The organism is Aurantimonas sp. (assembly GCF_964217435.1).
Classification (GTDB): Bacteria; Pseudomonadota; Alphaproteobacteria; order Rhizobiales; family Rhizobiaceae; genus Aurantimonas; species Aurantimonas coralicida.
The window spans coordinates 20,546-37,643 of sequence record NZ_CAXPJM010000049.1; the positions used below are offsets into that span (position 1 = coordinate 20,546).

17 protein-coding genes are annotated in these 17,098 nt (G+C 68.0%); 7 read left to right on the forward strand and 10 right to left on the reverse strand.

The features are described 5' to 3' along the window. Window positions 1-3: 3 nt before the first annotated feature. Both ACEQX1_RS17155 and guaA read right to left on the reverse strand, forming a co-directional pair. Window positions 4-924 carry a DMT family transporter gene (locus ACEQX1_RS17155; RefSeq protein WP_228238192.1) on the reverse strand — a complete coding sequence of 307 codons (921 nt, stop codon included), beginning with the start codon at window positions 922-924 and terminating at the stop codon, window positions 4-6. A gap of 67 nt (window positions 925-991) precedes the next feature. Then, the gene (gene guaA / locus ACEQX1_RS17160; protein ID WP_024349121.1) at window positions 992-2,548 is read right to left on the reverse strand and encodes a glutamine-hydrolyzing GMP synthase; all 1,557 of its coding nucleotides are present in this window, start codon (window positions 2,546-2,548) and stop codon (window positions 992-994) included. A 174-nt stretch (window positions 2,549-2,722) separates the two neighbouring features. Here guaA and ACEQX1_RS17165 point away from each other — a divergent pair, with 174 nt between their 5' ends. Next, a complete protein-coding gene (locus ACEQX1_RS17165; RefSeq protein ID WP_370195771.1) occupies window positions 2,723-3,211 on the forward strand; it encodes a ferritin-like domain-containing protein in 489 nt (162 codons plus the stop codon). Between the two features lie 54 nt (window positions 3,212-3,265). Here the strand turns inward: ACEQX1_RS17165 and ACEQX1_RS17170 are convergent, their stop codons facing one another. The 4 genes from ACEQX1_RS17170 to ACEQX1_RS17185 all read right to left on the reverse strand — a co-directional run bounded on the left by ACEQX1_RS17170 (window position 3,266) and on the right by ACEQX1_RS17185 (window position 7,478). Continuing rightward, a complete protein-coding gene (locus tag ACEQX1_RS17170; RefSeq protein WP_370195770.1) occupies window positions 3,266-3,937 on the reverse strand; it encodes a 5'-methylthioadenosine/S-adenosylhomocysteine nucleosidase in 672 nt (223 codons plus the stop codon). 49 nt (window positions 3,938-3,986) lie between these two features. Beyond that, window positions 3,987-4,436: a TspO/MBR family protein gene (locus ACEQX1_RS17175; protein ID WP_370195769.1), complete on the reverse strand. Its 450-nt coding sequence runs from the start codon at window positions 4,434-4,436 to the stop codon at window positions 3,987-3,989. Further along, window positions 4,436-5,737 (reverse strand): RsmB/NOP family class I SAM-dependent RNA methyltransferase, encoded by a 1,302-nt coding sequence (locus ACEQX1_RS17180; RefSeq protein WP_370197210.1) that lies wholly within the window; start codon window positions 5,735-5,737, stop codon window positions 4,436-4,438. The genes ACEQX1_RS17175 and ACEQX1_RS17180 overlap by 1 nt, the downstream gene beginning before the upstream one ends. A 238-nt stretch (window positions 5,738-5,975) precedes the next feature. Next, complete coding sequence (locus ACEQX1_RS17185) at window positions 5,976-7,478, reverse strand: catalase (protein WP_187390420.1); 1,503 nt, start codon at window positions 7,476-7,478, stop codon at window positions 5,976-5,978. 111 nt (window positions 7,479-7,589) lie between these two features. On the opposite strand from ACEQX1_RS17185, the gene ACEQX1_RS17190 reads away from it, so the two are divergent. Next, the gene (locus tag ACEQX1_RS17190; protein WP_370195154.1) at window positions 7,590-8,492 is read left to right on the forward strand and encodes a hydrogen peroxide-inducible genes activator; all 903 of its coding nucleotides are present in this window, start codon (window positions 7,590-7,592) and stop codon (window positions 8,490-8,492) included. Window positions 8,493-8,567: 75 nt separating this feature from the next. Here the strand turns inward: ACEQX1_RS17190 and ACEQX1_RS17195 are convergent, their stop codons facing one another. After that, window positions 8,568-9,932 (reverse strand): aspartate aminotransferase family protein, encoded by a 1,365-nt coding sequence (locus ACEQX1_RS17195; protein ID WP_277025243.1) that lies wholly within the window; start codon window positions 9,930-9,932, stop codon window positions 8,568-8,570. 276 nt (window positions 9,933-10,208) lie between these two features. Between ACEQX1_RS17195 and nthA the strand changes: the two genes are divergently transcribed. Genes nthA through ACEQX1_RS17210 form a run of 3 tightly spaced genes read left to right on the forward strand, consistent with a single transcriptional unit; the run spans window position 10,209 to window position 11,918 of the window. Continuing rightward, complete coding sequence (nthA, locus tag ACEQX1_RS17200; RefSeq protein ID WP_370195152.1) at window positions 10,209-10,880, forward strand: nitrile hydratase subunit alpha; 672 nt, start codon at window positions 10,209-10,211, stop codon at window positions 10,878-10,880. After that, window positions 10,877-11,539 carry a nitrile hydratase subunit beta gene (gene nthB / locus ACEQX1_RS17205; protein WP_370197213.1) on the forward strand — a complete coding sequence of 221 codons (663 nt, stop codon included), beginning with the start codon at window positions 10,877-10,879 and terminating at the stop codon, window positions 11,537-11,539. The genes nthA and nthB overlap by 4 nt, the downstream gene beginning before the upstream one ends. Further along, the gene (locus ACEQX1_RS17210; RefSeq protein ID WP_370195149.1) at window positions 11,526-11,918 is read left to right on the forward strand and encodes a nitrile hydratase accessory protein; all 393 of its coding nucleotides are present in this window, start codon (window positions 11,526-11,528) and stop codon (window positions 11,916-11,918) included. Before nthB ends, ACEQX1_RS17210 begins: the two co-directional genes overlap by 14 nt. A gap of 75 nt (window positions 11,919-11,993) precedes the next feature. On the opposite strand, the gene kdgD is transcribed toward ACEQX1_RS17210, so the two are convergent. From kdgD to ACEQX1_RS17225, 3 genes are all read right to left on the reverse strand, one after another. Continuing rightward, complete coding sequence (gene kdgD / locus ACEQX1_RS17215) at window positions 11,994-12,884, reverse strand: 5-dehydro-4-deoxyglucarate dehydratase (protein WP_370195146.1); 891 nt, start codon at window positions 12,882-12,884, stop codon at window positions 11,994-11,996. A gap of 57 nt (window positions 12,885-12,941) precedes the next feature. Beyond that, window positions 12,942-13,685, reverse strand: a complete 744-nt coding sequence (locus tag ACEQX1_RS17220; protein WP_370195144.1) for a FadR/GntR family transcriptional regulator — start codon at window positions 13,683-13,685, stop codon at window positions 12,942-12,944. A 169-nt stretch (window positions 13,686-13,854) separates the two neighbouring features. Then, on the reverse strand, window positions 13,855-14,844 hold the full coding sequence (locus ACEQX1_RS17225) for a 2-hydroxyacid dehydrogenase (protein WP_370195141.1): 990 nt from the start codon (window positions 14,842-14,844) through the stop codon (window positions 13,855-13,857). A gap of 194 nt (window positions 14,845-15,038) precedes the next feature. On the opposite strand from ACEQX1_RS17225, the gene ACEQX1_RS17230 reads away from it, so the two are divergent. Then, a complete protein-coding gene (locus tag ACEQX1_RS17230; protein ID WP_370195140.1) occupies window positions 15,039-15,944 on the forward strand; it encodes a dihydrodipicolinate synthase family protein in 906 nt (301 codons plus the stop codon). 121 nt (window positions 15,945-16,065) lie between these two features. Beyond that, a partial coding sequence (locus ACEQX1_RS17235) for a Bug family tripartite tricarboxylate transporter substrate binding protein (protein ID WP_370197216.1) occupies window positions 16,066-17,098 on the forward strand: 1,033 nt, incomplete at its 3' end.

The following is a 17,098-nucleotide window of genomic DNA, read 5'->3' on the forward strand; positions in this document are numbered from 1 at the left end:
CGATCAGCCCGGCGTCACCGGCTGGGCCGAACTCACCCGCCGAGCGAGCTGGCGTTCGCGGAAGAAGATGAACAGCCCCGCCCCCATGATGATCGCCGCGCCGAACAGCATGGTCAGGCGCGGCACATCGCCGAAGACCAGGTAGCCGAACAGGATCGCCCACACGAGCATGGTGTATTGCAGCGGCGCGATGTCGGCGGCGTCGCCGAGCTTGAACGCCCGCGTCACGCACATATGCGCCGCCATCGCCACGACACCGAGGATCGCCAGCAGCCCCAGATCCAGCGGGTCCGGCGTCACCCAGCCGAACGGCGCCAGGATTGCCCCGCCGACGAGCGCGCCGACCGTCTGCCAGAAGACCAGCGCCTTGTCGGACGTGCCGCGCAGGCTGCGCGCGGTGATCATCATCAGCGCGAAGGTCAGGCTGCCGCCGATGGCGATGAAGGCCGGCGCGGTCAGGCTCGCCTGCGACGGCTGCAGCACCACCAGCACGCCGATGAAGCCGATGACGATGGCCGTCCAGCGCCTTATGCCGACGCGCTCCTTCAGGAAGATCGGCGAGAGCGCCGCCACATAGATCGGCGCGGCGAGCCAGTAGGCCATGGTGTCGGCGAGCGGCAGATAGGCGACGGCGCCGTAGAAGGCGAGCACCTCGACGGTGGCGAAGACCACCCGCAGCACCTGCATGCCGGGACGTTCGAGGCTCACGAGGGGTTTCAGTCCCGTGCGCGCGAGGAACGGCGCCAGGATGACCAGCGCCGCCACCGAGCGGATCAGCAGCACCTGGCCGACCGAATAGGTCGAGACCAGCCATTTGCCGAGCGTGTCGTTGACCATGAACAGGAAGATGCCGAATAGCATGATCCCCATGCCGAGCGTGTTGGTGCTCGGCCGGCCTGTCGCGGCGGCGCTGGCTCCGGTCATCTCTCGTCCATCTGTCGGCTGGTCTCCGCCCGGCCCGGGCGATCGCGGCCCGGTCAGGCGCGCGGCATCATTCCCATTCGATCGTGCCCGGCGGCTTCGAGGTCACGTCGTAGACCACCCGGTTGATGCCGCGCACCTCGTTGATGATGCGGGTCGCGGTGTTGCCGAGGAAGTCCATGTCGTAATGGTAGAAATCGGCGGTCATGCCGTCGACCGAGGTGACGGCCCGCAGCGCGCAGACGAATTCGTAGGTGCGCCCGTCGCCCATCACGCCAACGGTCTGCACCGGCAAAAGCACGGCGAAGGCCTGCCAGATGGCATCGTAGAGACCGGCCTTGCGGATCTCGTCGAGATAGATCGCATCGGCCTGGCGCAGGATATCAAGCTTCTCGCGGGTCACGCCGCCCGGGCAGCGAATGGCGAGGCCCGGTCCCGGGAAGGGCTGGCGGCCGACGAAATGCGCCGGCAGGCCGAGTTCCTGTCCGAGCAGGCGCACCTCGTCCTTGAACAATTCTCGCAGCGGCTCGACGAGCTGCATGTTCATGCGCTCCGGCAGGCCGCCGACATTGTGGTGCGACTTGATGGTCACCGACGGGCCGCCGGTGAAGGAGACGCTCTCGATCACGTCGGGATAGAGGGTCCCCTGCGCCAGGAAATCGGCGCCGCCGATCTTCTTGGCCTCCGCCTCGAAGGTCTCGATGAACAGCCGGCCGATGGTCTTGCGCTTGACCTCCGGGTCCATCTCGCCTTCCAGCGCGTCGATGAACATGTCCTGCGCCTGAACGTGGACGAGCGGGATGTTGTAATGGTCGCGGAACATCGCGACGACCTCGTCCGCCTCGTTCATCCGCAACAGGCCGTGATCGACGAAGATGCAGGTCAGCTGGTCGCCGATCGCCTCGTGGATCAGCACCGCCGCAACGGAAGAATCGACGCCGCCGGACAGGCCGCAGATGACCTTGCCGTCGCCGACCTTGGCGCGGATCTCCTCGACCGCCTGCTCGCGGAACGCCGCCATGGTCCAGTCGCCGGACAGTCCGGCGATGCGGTGGACGAAGTTCGACAGAAGCCGGGCGCCGTCGGGAGTATGAACCACTTCGGGGTGGAACTGCACGCCGTAGAAGCGGCGCGCCTCGTCGGCGATCGCCGCGAAGGGGGCGCCGGAAGACTGGCCGATGATCTCGAAGCCCTCGGGCAGCGCCGTGACGCGGTCGCCGTGGCTCATCCACACCTGGTGGCGGGTGCCTTCGGCCCAGATGCCCTCGAACAGCGGCGAAGCCTTCTTGACCTCCATGAAGGAGCGGCCGAATTCGCGGTGCAGCCCGCCTTCGATATTGCCGCCGAGCTGGGCGCACATGGTCTGCTGGCCGTAGCAGATGCCGAGCACCGGCACGCCCGCCTCGAGGATTTCCGTCGGCGCCGTCGGAGCATCGGCGTCCGTCACCGAAGCCGGCGATCCCGACAGGATCACGGCCTTCGGCGCCAGGCGGCGAAAGCCTTCGGCAGCCGACTGGAACGGCACGATTTCGGAATAGACGCCGGCTTCGCGGATGCGCCGCGCGATCAGCTGGGTGACCTGGGAGCCGAAGTCGACGATGAGGACGGTGTCGGGGTGCGCTGTCATGGCGAGGCTTTAGAAAAGCACGGGCGCAATGTCCAGCACCTCGCGCGGCATTGCCCGTATGCGGCTGACGCATCGGTAGCCACCTGTGCATTACCGCACCCGGCAGGCGGAACGCAGGTCGCGCAAGGCCGTTCTGGCGCCGCGGTACTGATGCCGCGATCCGGAGCAACTGACATGAGCGTCAAATCGCTGGACGACCTCTTCCTGCACACGCTGCAGGACATCTACTATGCCGAGAAACAGATCGCCAAGGTTCTCCCCAAGATGGCGAAGAAAGCGGCGAGCGAGGATCTGAAGGCCGCGTTCAAGACCCATCTGGAAGAGACCAAGGAGCAGGTGACGCGACTCGAGGAGGTGTTCGAGAGCCTCGACAAGAAGCCCCGCGCCGTGAAGTGCGACGCGATCATCGGCATCATCGACGAGGCGACCGAGCTGATGGACGAGGTCGAGGATCCAGAAACCCTCGACGCCGCGATGGTCGCCGCCGCCCAAGCCGTCGAGCACTACGAGATCGCCCGCTACGGCACGCTGATCACCTGGGCCGGGATCCTCGGCCACAAGGACGCCGTCGCGAAGCTGCAGGAAACCCTCAAGCAGGAAAAGGCGACCGACGAGAAGCTGTCGAAGCTCGCCGACGTTAAGGTCAACAAGAAGGCCGCCTGATCCGGTCGATCGCCGCCCGGCTTCGGGGAAGCCGATCCCCGGACCGGGCGGCGGTCAGGACGAACCGACGTCCAGCAGTCCCGAATCGAGCGCGATCTCCAACCGGTCGACGGCATCGGCGAGCTTCTCGTCGATGACATGCAGCAGCGTCGTCCAGTCGTCGTAGTGATGAAGGTCCCCCGCCCCGTCGGAAATGCCGCGCAGCCCGACCAGCTTGACGTCGAAGCGCTGGCAGGCGCGCAGTACCGCGAAGGTCTCCATGTCCACCATGTCGGCGTCGATCGCGTCGTAGCGCGCACCTGAGACGATGTCGGACCCCGTCGACAGCCGCGCCGTCGGCAGGCTCGGCACCGGTGTCGGCAAGGCCGTGTGGACGGGATGGTCGAGAAACGGCGTCACGCCCTTGGCAAATCCCAGCGGCGATGCGTCAATGTCGCGCCAGGCGACCGACGAGACCTGATAGATCTCGCCCTGTTCGAGCGTGCGCGACCCCGCCGAGCCGAGCGAGACCACGAGGTCCGGGCGATGGCCCGCCAGTGTCAGGGCATGCAGGGCGATGCCGGTGCCGAGCGCCGCCTCGATTGGCCCGACCCCGGTCATCAGGGGCGCGATGCGGCGGCGCAGCGCCGGGCCATATTCGGCCGCGGCCGCCATGACGAACAGCACCCGGGCGCCGCCCAGCTCTTCCGTCGCGGCGTCGATCTTCGTCGGGTCGTAGTCGCTCATGCTGCCGTCCGTCCGGTGCTCCGAGCGTGGGCGCCCGGCGATGCTCTGCTCAGTTCAACCACCAGATGGCGGTGTTGAGAAGCGTCGCATAGGCGACCCAGGCGCCATAGGGCAGGAACAGCAGCGCCGAAACACGATCCTCGCGCCAGGTATAGGCGACGAAGCCGCAGATCGCGGCGAACAGCGCCACGATCTCGACCAGCGCAAGGCCGGGCACCTGCGCGGCGAAGAACAGGAACGGCCAGACGAAGTTGAGGCCGAGCTGCACCCACCAGATCCGCGCGGCCTGCAGTTCGCCCCGGTGCCAGACGCGCCAGCCAGCGATGCCGATCAGGACGTAGAGCGCTCCCCAGGCCGGTCCGAAGACCCAGCCAGGCGGATTGAACCAGGGCTTCTGCAACGCCTGGTACCACTCGCCCGGCGCCGTCGCCGCACCCACCAGCGCGCCGCCGCCCACGGTCAGGGCGAGGAACAGCGACAGAGCGACATAGGCCCGCATCAGCGACGCTCCAGGACCGCGAAGAAGAAGCCGTCGGTGCCGGTGGTACGCGGCGTCAGCGTCAGCGTCGTGCCGTCGCCGAGCGGGCTGGCATGGTAGGCCTTCGGCGCCTCCGGCAGGGCCTCGGCCCAGCGTCCCGTGGCATCGGCGACCTTGAACTGAGCACCCGCATCACGTTCCAGGAAGGCCGCGACGCGGGCACCGTTCTCCTCGGGCAGCAGCGAACAGGTAATGTAGACCAGCCGGCCGCCGGGCTTGACGAAGCGCGCCGCCGCGTCGAGCACCGCGTCCTGCTCTTCCAGCCGCTTGTCGAGCTGGCGCTCGGCCAGCCGCCACTTGGCGTCCGGGCGGCGACGCCATGTGCCGGTGCCGGTGCAGGGCGCATCGACCAGCACCAGGTCCATCCGGCCCTCCAGCTCGCCGATATCGTCGCGCGGCGCATGGACCTGGACGTTGCGGACCTCGGCCCGCTTCAGCCGGTCGTGGATCGGCGCCAGCCGCTGGCGATCGCTGTCATAGGCGTGGATCTGGCCGGTATTCTCCATGGACGCGGCCAGTGCCAGCGTCTTGCCGCCGGCGCCGGCGCAGAAATCCAGCACCTGCATGCCGGGGGCTGCCCCCGCCAGAAGCGCGACGATCTGCGAGCCCTCGTCCTGGATCTCGAACCAGCCCTTCTGGAAACCGGCCTCCACCTGCACGTTGGGATGGCGTCCATCGCCCGCGATCGGCGGGACGCGCAGGCCCTGCGGCGCCAGCGCCGTGGCGGTCGCGGCAAAGGGCGTCAGCGCCTTGGCGACCTTGTCGCGATCGGCGCGCAGCGTGTTGACGCGCATGTCCAGCGGCGGGCGGTCGGACAGGGCCGCGGCCTCCGAGATCCAATCCTCGCCGAAGGCGGCTTCCAGCCGGGTCGCCAGCCAGTCCGGTACGTCGGCCTGCACGGCGCCGGGCGCCGCGCCCAGCTCGCGGGTGCGGAAGGCGGCGAAATCGTCGGTCGACGGCATCTGGGGCGCGAAGCGGTCGCCATCCAGCGCGATGGCCAGATCCTTGACGCCCATGCCCTTGCTGTCGAGGATCGCGGCAAAGACCATGGCCGTCGGCGTCTCGTCTTCCATGCGCCAGGCCAGCGAGCGCCGGCGCCGCAGCACGTCATAGACGATGTTGCCGATGGCGGCCCGATCGCCCGAGCCTGCGAAGCGATGGGAAAGCCCCCAGTCCTTCAGGGCATCGGCCACCGGCCGACGCCGTGCCTCGATATCGGCCAGAATCTCGATGGCCGCTGCCATCCTGCCGCCCAGGCGCATGATCGTATCCTTGCTGTGTCTTGCCGGACGATGCCGGGCGTTCCGTGCGCAGGCCGAATAGCCGACCGGTGGCCCGTCGGTTCGACAGGTCGTCTTCGGTCGCATGCCTCGCGGATTGAGCGCAGTCCTGCACCACGCGACGGCACCCCCGCAAGCAAAAAGGGCCGGGATCGCTCCCGGCCCTCTCCGTCCGGCGCACGTAGCGCCGACGTTTCATGTCGCGGACAATGGCGTCCGGTTACTCCGCAGCGGCGCTGTGGCTGGTGCTGAGGCTCGCCTCGGCGTCGTCGCGCGTCTGCGCTTCGAGTGCCTTGCGGACGCCGGCGCCGTACTCGGCATGCACCTTGTCGAAATGCGCCAGCTGGCGATCGACGATGAACTGCGGCACGCCCTGCATCGCACCGGCGATGTTGGCGCACAGCCGCTCACGCTGACCGGCGTCGAACATCTCGAACAGTGCCCGCGGCTGGCTGTAATGGTCGGCCTCGCCACGGAAGTCGTAACGACCCACCTGGCCGCTGTAGCGATGCGGCGGCTCCTCGACGCTCGGATCCTCGACCGGACCGCCGAAGCTGTTCGGCTCGTAATAGGCGTCCGGGTTGGTGCGCATGCCGAACGGCATCTCGCCGTCGCGGTGGTAGTGATGCACCGGGCTCTTCGGCTTGTTCACCGGCAGCGCGTCGTAATGCGTGCCGATCCGGTAGCGATGTGCGTCCGGATAGGAGAACAGGCGACCCTGCAGCATCTTGTCCGGCGAGAAGCCGATGCCCGGAACGACGTTGGACGGGTTGAAGGCAGACTGCTCGATATCGGAGAAATAGTTCTCCGGATTGCGGTTCAGCTCCATCTCGCCGACCTTGATCAGCGGGTACATGCCATGCGGCCAGACCTTGGTCAGGTCGAAGGCGCTCCAGCCGGTCTTCTCCTCGAACTGGACCTCTTCACCCTCGGGCATGACCTGGATGTACATGGTCCATTTCGGGAAGCGGCCGTCCTCGATCATGCCGTAGAGGGCTTCCTGGTAGCTCTCGCGCGACTTGGCGATGACCTTCTCGGCCTCTTCGTTGACGAAGTGCTCATGGCCCTGCTGGGTCTTGAAGTGGAACTTCACCCAGAAGCGCTCGCCCTGGTCGTTCCACAGCGAGAAGGTGTGGCTGCCGTAGCCGTTCATGCGGCTCGGGTCGGTCGGGATGCCGCGGTCGGACATCAGGATCGTCACCTGGTGCAGCGATTCCGGGCAGAGCGACCAGAAGTCCCACATGGCGGTCGCCGAACGCAGATTGGTGCGCGGATGGCGCTTCTGCGTATGGATGAAGTCCGGGAACTTGTACGGATCGGCGACGAAGAACACCGGGGTGTTGTTGCCGACGAGGTCCCAGTTGCCTTCCTCGGTGTAGAACTTCAGCGCGAAGCCGCGCACGTCGCGCTCGGCATCGGCCGCGCCCTGCTCGCCGGCAACGGTCGAGAAGCGCGCCAGCATGTCGGTCTTGGAGCCCGGACGGAACACCTTGGCGCGGCTGTATTTGGTGATGTCCTCGGTCACCGTCAGCGAACCGAAGGCGCCCCAGCCCTTGGCGTGGACCACGCGCTCGGGAACGCGCTCGCGGTTCTGGTGCGCCAGCTTCTCGATCAGCTGGAAGTCCTCGAGCAGGACCGGACCGCGCGGCCCGACCGTCTTGGAGTTCTGGTTGCTGGACACCGGCGCGCCGGCCGTTGTCGTCAGTCTCTCGCGATCAGCCATGTGTGGCCTCCCTTCGCCGTGTTTGGAATTCTTCCAGACCGATAATAGGGATGCGCCCCATAATCTCCAATCGTATTTCCAAGCGGCGCCAATCAGTTTATCCTATCGCGCATGCTCACCATCCGACAGCTCCGCTATTTCAGTACGCTCAGCGAAACCCTGCATTTCGGGCAGGCCGCCAAGCGCCTCAACATCAGCCAACCGGCCCTCTCGGCGCAGATCGCCCAGATGGAGGAATTCTTCGGCGGACCGCTGTTCCAGCGCGCATCCTCTGGCGTCACCCTGACCAGCGACGGCGCCCTCATCGGCGCCCGCGTGCGGCGGATCCTCGCCGAGATGCAGGAACTGGAAAGCCTTGCGACCGCCGGCGAGACGCTGCTGTCGCGGCGGCTGCGCCTCGGCATGATCGCCTCGGTCGCCCCTTACGTGCTGCCGACCTTCCTGCAGGCGCTGGCGAGCGAATATCCGAGCCTCGTATGCGAGATTCGCGAGAGCGTCACCGACCGGCTGGTTGCGGATCTGGCGGTCGGCGAGATCGACTGCGCCGTCGTCGCGCTGCCGCTGGACGACCCGCTGCTCGAATCGATCGCGCTGTTCGAGGATCGCTTCTACCTGGCGCTGCCGGCCGCCGAGGCCTCGCGCCTGCCGCAGCCCGTGCCGCTGTCGGCGCTGCGCAACGAGCGGCTGATTCTCCTGGAGGAAGGCCACTGCCTGCGGGCGCAGGCGCTGGACATCTGCCGCATCGCCGATGCCGGCGAGATGGCAGGCCTCGGCGCCACCAGCCTGACGACGATCCTGCGCATGGTTTCCGGCGGGCTCGGGGCGACGCTGATCCCCGAGATGGCGATTCCCGACGAGACCCGCAGCGGCGGCATCGCCATTCTGCCCTTCGAGGCGCCGACGCCCTACCGCACCATCGCCCTCGCCTTCCGCCCATCGACCGCCCGCCGCCGCGACTTCGAGGCGCTGGCCGACCTTCTGCGCCGCTCGCAGCCGCCGGCCGACACCGCCTGACACGGGCTCATACGCAGACGGCCCCGCACCGGATCGGATGCGGGGCCGTCTGCTGTAACGCATGAGGGCGTGCCCTCAGAGGCTCGCCTGCAATTCGTCGAGGCTGCGCGCGGTGGTCTCGACGATGGTGTCGATATGCTGCTTCTCGACGATCAGCGGCGGGCAGAAGGCCAGCGCGTCGCCCATGGCGCGGGAGATGACCCCGTTCTTCTGCATGATCGCAAAGCCGCGCGCGGCAAGGTCTCCCGGCGGCTGGGCGGAGAGCTTGGCGGCCTTGTCGGTGACGAGTTCGATCGCAGCGATCAGCCCGACGCCGCGCACTTCGCCGACCAGCGGATGATCGGCGAGCGTGCGCAAACCGGCCTGCATGAGCTCGCCCATCTCGCGCGCATTGGCGACGAGATCGCGCTCCTCGATGATCTTCAGGTTTTCCAGCGCCACGGCCGCCGCCACCGGATGCCCGGACGCCGTATAGCCATGGCCGAAGGTGCCGATCTCGGACGACTGGTCCGCCACCGGCGCATAGACCCGCTCGTTGATCAGCAGCGCCGAGATCGGCAGATAAGAGGACGACAGCGCCTTGGAGAGCGTCATGATGTCGGGCTCGATGCCGTAGGTCTGGCTGCCGAACATCTGGCCGGTGCGCCCGAAGCCGCAGATCACCTCGTCGGCGACGAGTAGAATGTCGTAGCGCTTCAGGACCGCCTGGATCTTCTCCCAGTAGGTCGCCGGCGGCACCACGACGCCGCCCGCGCCCATCACCGGCTCGGCGATGAAGGCGGCGACCGTGTCCGGCCCCTCGGCCTGGATCATCGCGTCCAGATCCTCGGCGCAGCGCGTCGCGAAGGCCTCCTCGCTCTCGCCGTCGCGGCCTTCGCGCCAGTAATGCGGACAGGTCGTGTGCAGGACGCCCGGCATCGGCAGGTCGAAGGCGCGGTGATTGTTGGGCAGGCCGGTCAGGCTCGCCGAGGCCAGCGTCACGCCGTGATAGCCGCGGGTCCGGCTGATGATCTTCTTCTTCTGCGGCTGGCCGAGCGCGTTGGAGCGGTAGCGCACCAGCTTCATCATCGTGTCGTTGGCTTCGGAGCCGGAATTGGTGAAATACGCCTTCGACATCGGCACCGGCGCCATGCCCACCAGCTTCTCGGCCAGTTCGATCGCCGGGCCGTGCGATTTGTGGGTGAAGGTGTGGTAATAGTTCAGTTTCTGCATCTGCCGCGCGGCGGCATCCACCAGCCGCTGTTCACCGAAGCCGACGGCCACCGACCAGAGCCCCGACATCGCCTCGATATAGCGATTGCCGTCGGTGTCGGTGACATGCACCCCCTCGCCCGATTCCATGACGATTGGCCCGTTGGCCTCGTGCTTGCGGGCATTGGTGTAGCTGTGGAGATGGAACGCGATATCGCGTCCCTCGATCGAATTCGGCTGGACGGTCATGGGTGCAGAACTCCGGGTATAGGGCTTGAGCGGCGGGCCGTGCCTGCGCCGCCACGTCGCTCCATCGGCCTGTGGTGCGCCTCAACACCCGTCCGGGTCAACGGGGGAATGCGAGCCGTCGTCCGCTGTGCGCCGCACGCTTCCGCACGGGTCCTGGAACGGCTGGTAATTCCCCCTGCCGGGCTTATCATCGCAGCAGCGCGCGCGGACGCCGGCGCGAGGCCGCGACACTGGTCGATGCGCGCGAGGCCCGCGAAGACAGATCCGGGAGGAACCATGACGGGATCGCACGGCAAGGACGGTGATCACCACGCCCACGGGCATCACCACGACCATGATCACGACAACCATCTCGACCCGATGACCGCCCGGGTCATGGCGCTGGAGACGATCCTCATCGAGAAGGGCATGGTCGACCCGGACGCCCTCGACGCCATCATCGACACCTACGAGACCAAGGTCGGGCCGCGCAACGGCGCCAGCGTCGTCGCCAAGGCCTGGAGCGACCCGGCCTACGCCGACTGGCTGGCGCGCGACGCCACCGCCGCCATCGCCTCGCTCGGCTTCACCGGCCGCCAGGGCGAGCACATGCAGGCGGTGTTCAACACGCCGGAGCGCCACAACCTCGTCGTCTGCACCCTGTGCTCCTGCTATCCGTGGTCCGTCCTCGGTCTGCCGCCGGTCTGGTACAAGTCACCGCCCTATCGCTCGCGCGCCGTCTCCGATCCGCGCGGCGTCCTGCGCGAATTCGGCGTTGCGCTGCCGGAGGGCGTCACGGTGCGGGTCTGGGACTCCACCGCCGAGCTGCGCTACCTCGTCGTGCCCGAGCGCCCGGCCGGTACCGACGGCCTGTCGGAGGAAGCGCTCGCTGCCCTCGTCACCCGCAATTCCATGATCGGCACCGAGCGTCACCTCGGCCCGCATGCCGCGCCGGAGCCGGCGGCATGAACGGCCCCCACGATCTCGGCGGTCGCCACGGCTTCGGCCCGATCGCGCCGGAGGCGGACGAGCCGCTGTTCCATGCGCCCTGGGAGCGCCGCGCCCTCGCCCTGACGCTCGCCGCCGGCGCAATGGGCCATTGGTCGATCGACGAAAGCCGCGCCGCCCGCGAGGATCGCGACCCGGCCGACTATTACGGTTCGTCCTATTACGAGATCTGGACCAAGGGCCTCGAGACGCTGCTCCTGCGCCACGGTCTCATCAGCTATCGCGAATTGCGCGCCGGCCGGCCCCTCGATCTGACCGTGCCGCCGAACCGCGTCCTGAAGGCCGACGCCGTCGCACCGGCTCTCGCCAAGGGCAGTCCGGCCAACCGCGATCCCGAGGGCAGCACGCCGGCCTTCGCGCCGGGCGACAGGGTCCGCACACTGAACCTGCAGCCGCGCCATCACATCCGCCTGCCCGCCTATGCCCGCGAAAAGACCGGCACCATCGAGCGTGTGCAGGGCTTTCATGTCTTCGCCGATGCCAGTGCCAAGGGCGACGACCACGTCGCGCACTGGCTCTACACCGTGGTCTTCGACGCATTCACGCTGTGGGGCGGCGACGCCTCGCGGAGCGACACCGTCTCCATCGATGCCTGGGAGCCCTATCTTGAGCACGCCTGAGACCGGCATCGCCGCGGCCTCGCCGGGCTTGCCACGCGATGCGGCGGGTGAGCCCGTCTTCTTCGCGCCCTGGCAGGCCAAGGCCTTTGCCATGACCGTCGCGCTGAACGAGCGCGGCATCCTCGCCTGGACCGACTGGGCCGCCGCGCTCGCCCGCGCCTGCGCCAAGCTGCCCGCCGGCGGCCCCTCGCCCGAAGCCGCAGCAGACGCCTATTTCACCGCCTGGCTTGCGGCGCTGGAAGAGATCCTCGCGACGCGGGCGCTGGTGAGCGCCGATGCCGTCGATGCGGCGCAGGCCGTCTGGCACCGCGCCGCCGAGGCCACGCCCCACGGCACGCCGATCCGCTACGAGGCCGGCCTGCCGACCACACGCGACTGATCGCCCCGACGCAGAACGGCCCCGCGATCGCGGAGCCGTCCGGCAGGTCTGAGCAGGATGCGTCCCGAAGACGCGCTAGATCAGCGCCTTCAGCATCGCCTTCTCCTCGGCCGTCAGATCGGTGAGCGGCGGCCGGACCGGGCCGGAGCCACGGCCGATCAGCTCGACACCCGCCTTAATGATCGACACCGGATAGCCGACCTCGCGGTCACGGATCTTGGCAAAGGGGAAGAAGAACTCATCGAGGATCGTCGCCATGGTCGCCGTGTCGTCGGCCCGCATCGCCCGGTAGAAGCGTTGCGCCAGCTCCGGCACGAAATTGAACACCGCCGAGGAATAGGTGGTCACGCCGATGGCGTTGTAGGCCTCGGCGAACAATTCGTGCGTCGGCATGCCGCCGATATAGCAGAAGCGGTCGCCAAGCTTGGCGGTGATCTGGCGCACGACGCCGATCTGGCCGGTGCCGTCCTTGAAGCCGACGAGGTTCGGGCAGGCATCCGCCAGCCGCGCCAGCGTGTCGGCGGTGACGATGGAATTGGCGCGGTTGTAGACGATGACGCCGAGCCCGGTCGCGTCGCACACCGACTTGATGTGCCGGTAGAGACCCTCCTGGGGCGCACCGATCAGATAATGCGGCAGCAGCAGCAGGCCGTCGGCCCCGGCGGCTTCGGCGCGCCGCGCGATGTCGCGGGCCAGTTCGCCGCCATAGCCGCAGCCGGCGATGATCGGCACGTCGCCCGCCACCTCCTTGGCCGCCGCCGTCACCGTGCCGACCTCTTCCGGCGACAGCGAGAAGAACTCGCCAGTGCCACCGGCCGCGAACAGCGCCGCAGCATCGAAGCCGGCCAGCCATTCGACATGGCTGCGGTAGCTGTCCAGGTCGAGTGACAGGTCCTCGTGGAAATGCGTGACCGGGAAGGACAGCAGGCCGGAAGCCAGCCGGCGCTTGAGTTCACTGGGCGACATGGGCTCTCCAATCATACGACGTCTCGCAGATGACGTATGATGACTTGAGCCCTGCTGTCAATCGCTGGCAGGCGTCGGCCGGGTCGCGCGGGTGATGGCGCGGTAGCGCTTGATGCCCCCCTGGAGATGCCGCCGCATGGCGTCGCGGGCGGCCTCGGGATCACGCGCCCAGATTGCCTCGGCCACCTGCGTGTGCTCGGCCAGGAGCTGTTCGTCCCGGTTCGGCAGCGGATCGATGCCGCCCATCGCCTTGCGAAACTTGACCCGCGGGATGATCCGCCGGCCGACATGCTCCAGAAACGCCTTGAAACGCTGGTTGTTGGTCGCCGTGGCGATGGTCATGTGGAAGGCGAAATCGGCATTGTCGGTGGGGCGCCCCTCGGCCACCAGCCGCTCGAAGCTCTCGAGCTGTGCCTGGATCTCCGCCTCCTGGGCCGGCGAACTGCGCAGCGCCGCAAGCCCTGCGGCCTCGACCTCGATGCCCAGCCGCAGCTCCAGCTCCTCGATGATGTCGGAAATCTTGTCGGTCGCATCGGCAAACAGCGTCGGCAACTGCTCGCGCTGGCGCGGACCCAGCACGAAGACACCGACGCCCTGCCGCGATTCCACCAGGCCGTCGGCGCGCAGGGCCGCGATCGCCTCGCGGATCACCGTCCGGCTGTAGCCGAAACGCTCGACCAGCACCGGCTCGGTCGGCAGCTTGTCGCCCGGGGCGTAGTCGCCGGCTTCGATCCGCTCGCGCAATTCCTCCGTGACGCGCACCGTCAGCGGCCGGCTGTCCTTGGCTTGTTCTGTCACCACCCTGCCTGCTTCCTCCCTGCGATCCGCCTTGGGGTCGCCATCTGCGGCTCTGCATCGTGCCATGCAGTTCGCGCGCGTCGCCACCTCAACATATGATGACATACCGCGTCGATGACCACGATCACGGCTTTCGTCGCACGCCCGCCGTTCCGGTGAATTGTGCGAGAGCTCAGCCGGCGGGACGCACGACGTTGCTGCAGGCCCGGCCGGTGAAATGGCGGTTGATGTTGTCGGCCATGGTGGCTTGGCGCCGTCTTATGGTGCCGTCGGTCCAGGCCGACATGTGCGGGGTCATCACAACATTGTCGAGCGCCGCGAAATCGAAGCGGGACGGCGCCGTCACATCGCCTTCGGCCTCCGGATAACGGTACCAGGTGTCGATGATGGCCCCGCCGATACGGCGATGGGACAGGGCCTCGTACAACGCCGCCTCGTCCACCACCGGGCCGCGCCCGACATTTACCAGCACCGCATCCGGCCGCATCTGGTCGAAGGCGGCCGCATCGACGAGCCCGCGCGTCTCAAGCAGCAGCGGCAGCGACACGACGACGAAGTCCGCCGCGGCGTAGAACGCCGACAGGTCGCCGAGGCCATGGCTGGCATCGACGTCGCCGCACGCAGGCACCGGGCTGCGATTGGCGACGTGGATCGTCATGTCGAATGCCTTCGCACGCGCCGCCACCGCCCGGCCGATATGGCCGAAGCCGAGCAGCCCGAGCGTCCTGCCGCCGATCTCGCCATGAATATTGGCCGCCGCACCGGCACGGTAGGGCCATTCGCCCTTGCGAAGGCGCCGGTCGGCATCGAACAGCTTCACCTGATGGGACAGGAGGGCAGCCATGACATATTCGGCCATGGCTGGATCGTGGCCGTAGCAATTGCAGACGGTCGCGCCCGGCGGCAGAGCGTCGAGGGCGATGCCGTCGGTGCCCGTGGCCGAGACGTGATAGAGCCGCAGCCGCTCCGGCCTTGGCTGCGAAGCCTGGAAGCGATTGCCGATGATCACGTCGGCCCGGCGCAACGCCTCCGCATCGGCCTCGGTCGCCGGCTCGTCCGGCACAAGGCGAATCCTCGCCTCAACCTCGAGCAGGGCGTCGAAGCCTTCGACGAAGGAGGCGGCGTTGCGCCCGTGAAGGACGATTTCGATCGCGTCGGCCATGCGTCCCCGCTGTGCTGCACCGGCGGCGGCGCCCGAGCGTCGTCCGCCGGTGACCGTCCCGGCCGATTGACAGGCCGAACCATCAGTGTCTTTATGCAGTGATCATATGGCATCGGCAAGAGATCATATGATGAGCGGCAGGGAGACGGGCCGCCGCATCTGCCATGCGAATTCGAGGCACGCCGGGAGGCACAATGCTCGCAGCCATGAAGGGCGTCTACATCGTCGCCCAGACGCCGTTCGACGCGGATGCCGGGATCGACCTTGCGAGCGTCGACACGCTGGTCGACTTCTACTGCCGCCATGGCGCGGACGGCTTCACCGTGCTGGGCGTCAGCGGCGAGGCCGGCAAGCTGACGGAGGCGGAATCGCTGGCCGTCGCCAAGCGCTACATTGCTCGCGCCGGCGGCCGGCCGGTCATCGTCGGGGTCAGCAGCCCCAACCTCGCCCAGCTTTCCCAGCTCACCGCGAAGGTCATGGATGCGGGCGCCGCGGGCGTGATGATCGCGCCGGCCGGCGGCATCCGCACCGACGACGAGCTTGCCCGCTATTTCGATCACGTCTTCACCGCCATCGGCGACGTGCCGGTGGTGCTGCAGGATTTCCCCGGCGCGACCAATGTCGGCATGTCGGTGCCGGCGATCCTGTCGCTGGTCGAGCGCCATCCGCAGATCCAGGCGATCAAGCAGGAAGACCTGCCGAGCCTCAACAAGATCACGCGCCTGCGCCAGGGCGGCGGACGCCGCGTCGCCATCCTGACCGGCAACAACGCCATGTATCTGCCGCTGGAACTGGCGCGCGGCGTCGACGGGCCGATGGCCGGCTTCTCCTATCCGGAGATGCTGTCGGGCGTGTACCGCCTGCACACGCAGGGCGACACGGACGCGGCGAACGATCTCTTCGAACGCTACCTGCCGCTGCTGCGCTACGAGGCGATGGGCTTCTGGGGCGTGGCGGCCCGCAAGGAGGTCATGCGGCGGCGCGGCGCCATCCGTCACGCCACCATGCGCCAGCCCGGACCCGCTCTGACAGCCGAGGACCATCGCGAGATCGACGCGCTGGTGGCACGGGTCGAGGCACGGTCGGCCGAGGCCGCCTGACGGCCGGGCCGCGGCCCGCGGGGACGGTCGCAGGAATCGGGGAAGACGGTCCGGCGGCACGCGGCGCCGGATCGACGAAGCGGGGGCGACCCCTTCAGTTTCAACATGGGAGGACAGACGCATGCATCATCTCAGGACCCTTGCCGCCACGGCGGCGACCGCAGCCATCGTGGCCATCGCCGCGCCGGCCGCGGCGCAGGACTACCCCACCAAGGATATCCGCCTCGTCGTGCCCTGGGGCGCCGGCGGCGGCACCGACGGCATCTCGCGCAAGGTCAGCGCGATCGCCGAGAAGGAGCTTGGCCAGACCATCTATGTGGAGAATGTCGAGGGCGGCATGAGCGCCAACGGCATCATGAACGTCATGTCGGCGCGCCCGGACGGCTACACGATCGGCGTCCTGACCTATGACAGCGTCATCACCGTGCCCTACCAGCAGCTGCTGCCGGGCTACGAGCTCGACAAGCTGCAGATGATCGGCCGCCTGACCAACGAGTCGGATGCGATCATCGTCGCCGACGACGCGCCCTACCAGACGATCGACGACCTGATCGCCGCCGCCAAGGAAGCGCCGGGCGACGTCAAGGTGGCGATCCAGAACACCGGCTCGCGCACCCATCTGGCGATGCTCGAACTGGAGAAGCTCGCCGGCATCGATCTCGACCTCATCCCCTATCCGGGCGGTGCCGGTCCCCAGAAGGAGGCCATGCTGTCGGGCGAGGTCGTGATCGCCGTCACCAGCCTCGGCGATTTCGCCAACCTCCTCGACGAGGGCGACGCACGCGGGCTGGTCGAGTTCTCCGACGCGCCGAACCCGACCTACAGCGACGTGCCCGATGCCAAGTCCGCCGGTCTCGACCTGCGGTCCGGCAGCTTCATCATCGTCGCCGCACCAGCCAAGACCCCGGATGACGTCATCGCCAAACTGGCCGAGGCCTACCAGCAGGCGCTGGAAGGCAAGGAGTTCCAGGATTGGGTTTCCAAGGTCGGCGTGACGCCCGGCTGGCTCGGCCCCCAGGAGGTCACCGACTGGGTCGCAGAGCAGCAGGAAGCCGTCTTCGCCCAGTTCGACAAGCTGAAGGCTGACGGCGTCATCGCCCAGTACTCCCCGTGCGGCGGCGAAGCCTCGGCCTCGCCGCCGCCCTGGCCAGTCG

Excerpts from the sequence above, each read along its gene's own strand:
- ACEQX1_RS17155 (WP_228238192.1), bottom strand. The coding sequence starts at position 924 with ATGACCGGAGCCAGCGCCGCCGCGACAGGCCGGCCGAGCACCAACACG.
- guaA (WP_024349121.1), bottom strand. The coding sequence starts at position 2,548 with ATGACAGCGCACCCCGACACCGTCCTCATCGTCGACTTCGGCTCCCAG.
- ACEQX1_RS17165 (WP_370195771.1), top strand. The coding sequence starts at position 2,723 with ATGAGCGTCAAATCGCTGGACGACCTCTTCCTGCACACGCTGCAGGAC.
- ACEQX1_RS17170 (WP_370195770.1), bottom strand. The coding sequence starts at position 3,937 with ATGAGCGACTACGACCCGACGAAGATCGACGCCGCGACGGAAGAGCTG.
- ACEQX1_RS17175 (WP_370195769.1), bottom strand. The coding sequence starts at position 4,436 with ATGCGGGCCTATGTCGCTCTGTCGCTGTTCCTCGCCCTGACCGTGGGC.
- ACEQX1_RS17180 (WP_370197210.1), bottom strand. The coding sequence starts at position 5,737 with ATGCGCCTGGGCGGCAGGATGGCAGCGGCCATCGAGATTCTGGCCGAT.
- ACEQX1_RS17185 (WP_187390420.1), bottom strand. The coding sequence starts at position 7,478 with ATGGCTGATCGCGAGAGACTGACGACAACGGCCGGCGCGCCGGTGTCC.
- ACEQX1_RS17190 (WP_370195154.1), top strand. The coding sequence starts at position 7,590 with ATGCTCACCATCCGACAGCTCCGCTATTTCAGTACGCTCAGCGAAACC.
- ACEQX1_RS17195 (WP_277025243.1), bottom strand. The coding sequence starts at position 9,932 with ATGACCGTCCAGCCGAATTCGATCGAGGGACGCGATATCGCGTTCCAT.
- nthA (WP_370195152.1), top strand. The coding sequence starts at position 10,209 with ATGACGGGATCGCACGGCAAGGACGGTGATCACCACGCCCACGGGCAT.
- nthB (WP_370197213.1), top strand. The coding sequence starts at position 10,877 with ATGAACGGCCCCCACGATCTCGGCGGTCGCCACGGCTTCGGCCCGATC.
- kdgD (WP_370195146.1), bottom strand. The coding sequence starts at position 12,884 with ATGTCGCCCAGTGAACTCAAGCGCCGGCTGGCTTCCGGCCTGCTGTCC.
- ACEQX1_RS17225 (WP_370195141.1), bottom strand. The coding sequence starts at position 14,844 with ATGGCCGACGCGATCGAAATCGTCCTTCACGGGCGCAACGCCGCCTCC.
- ACEQX1_RS17230 (WP_370195140.1), top strand. The coding sequence starts at position 15,039 with ATGCTCGCAGCCATGAAGGGCGTCTACATCGTCGCCCAGACGCCGTTC.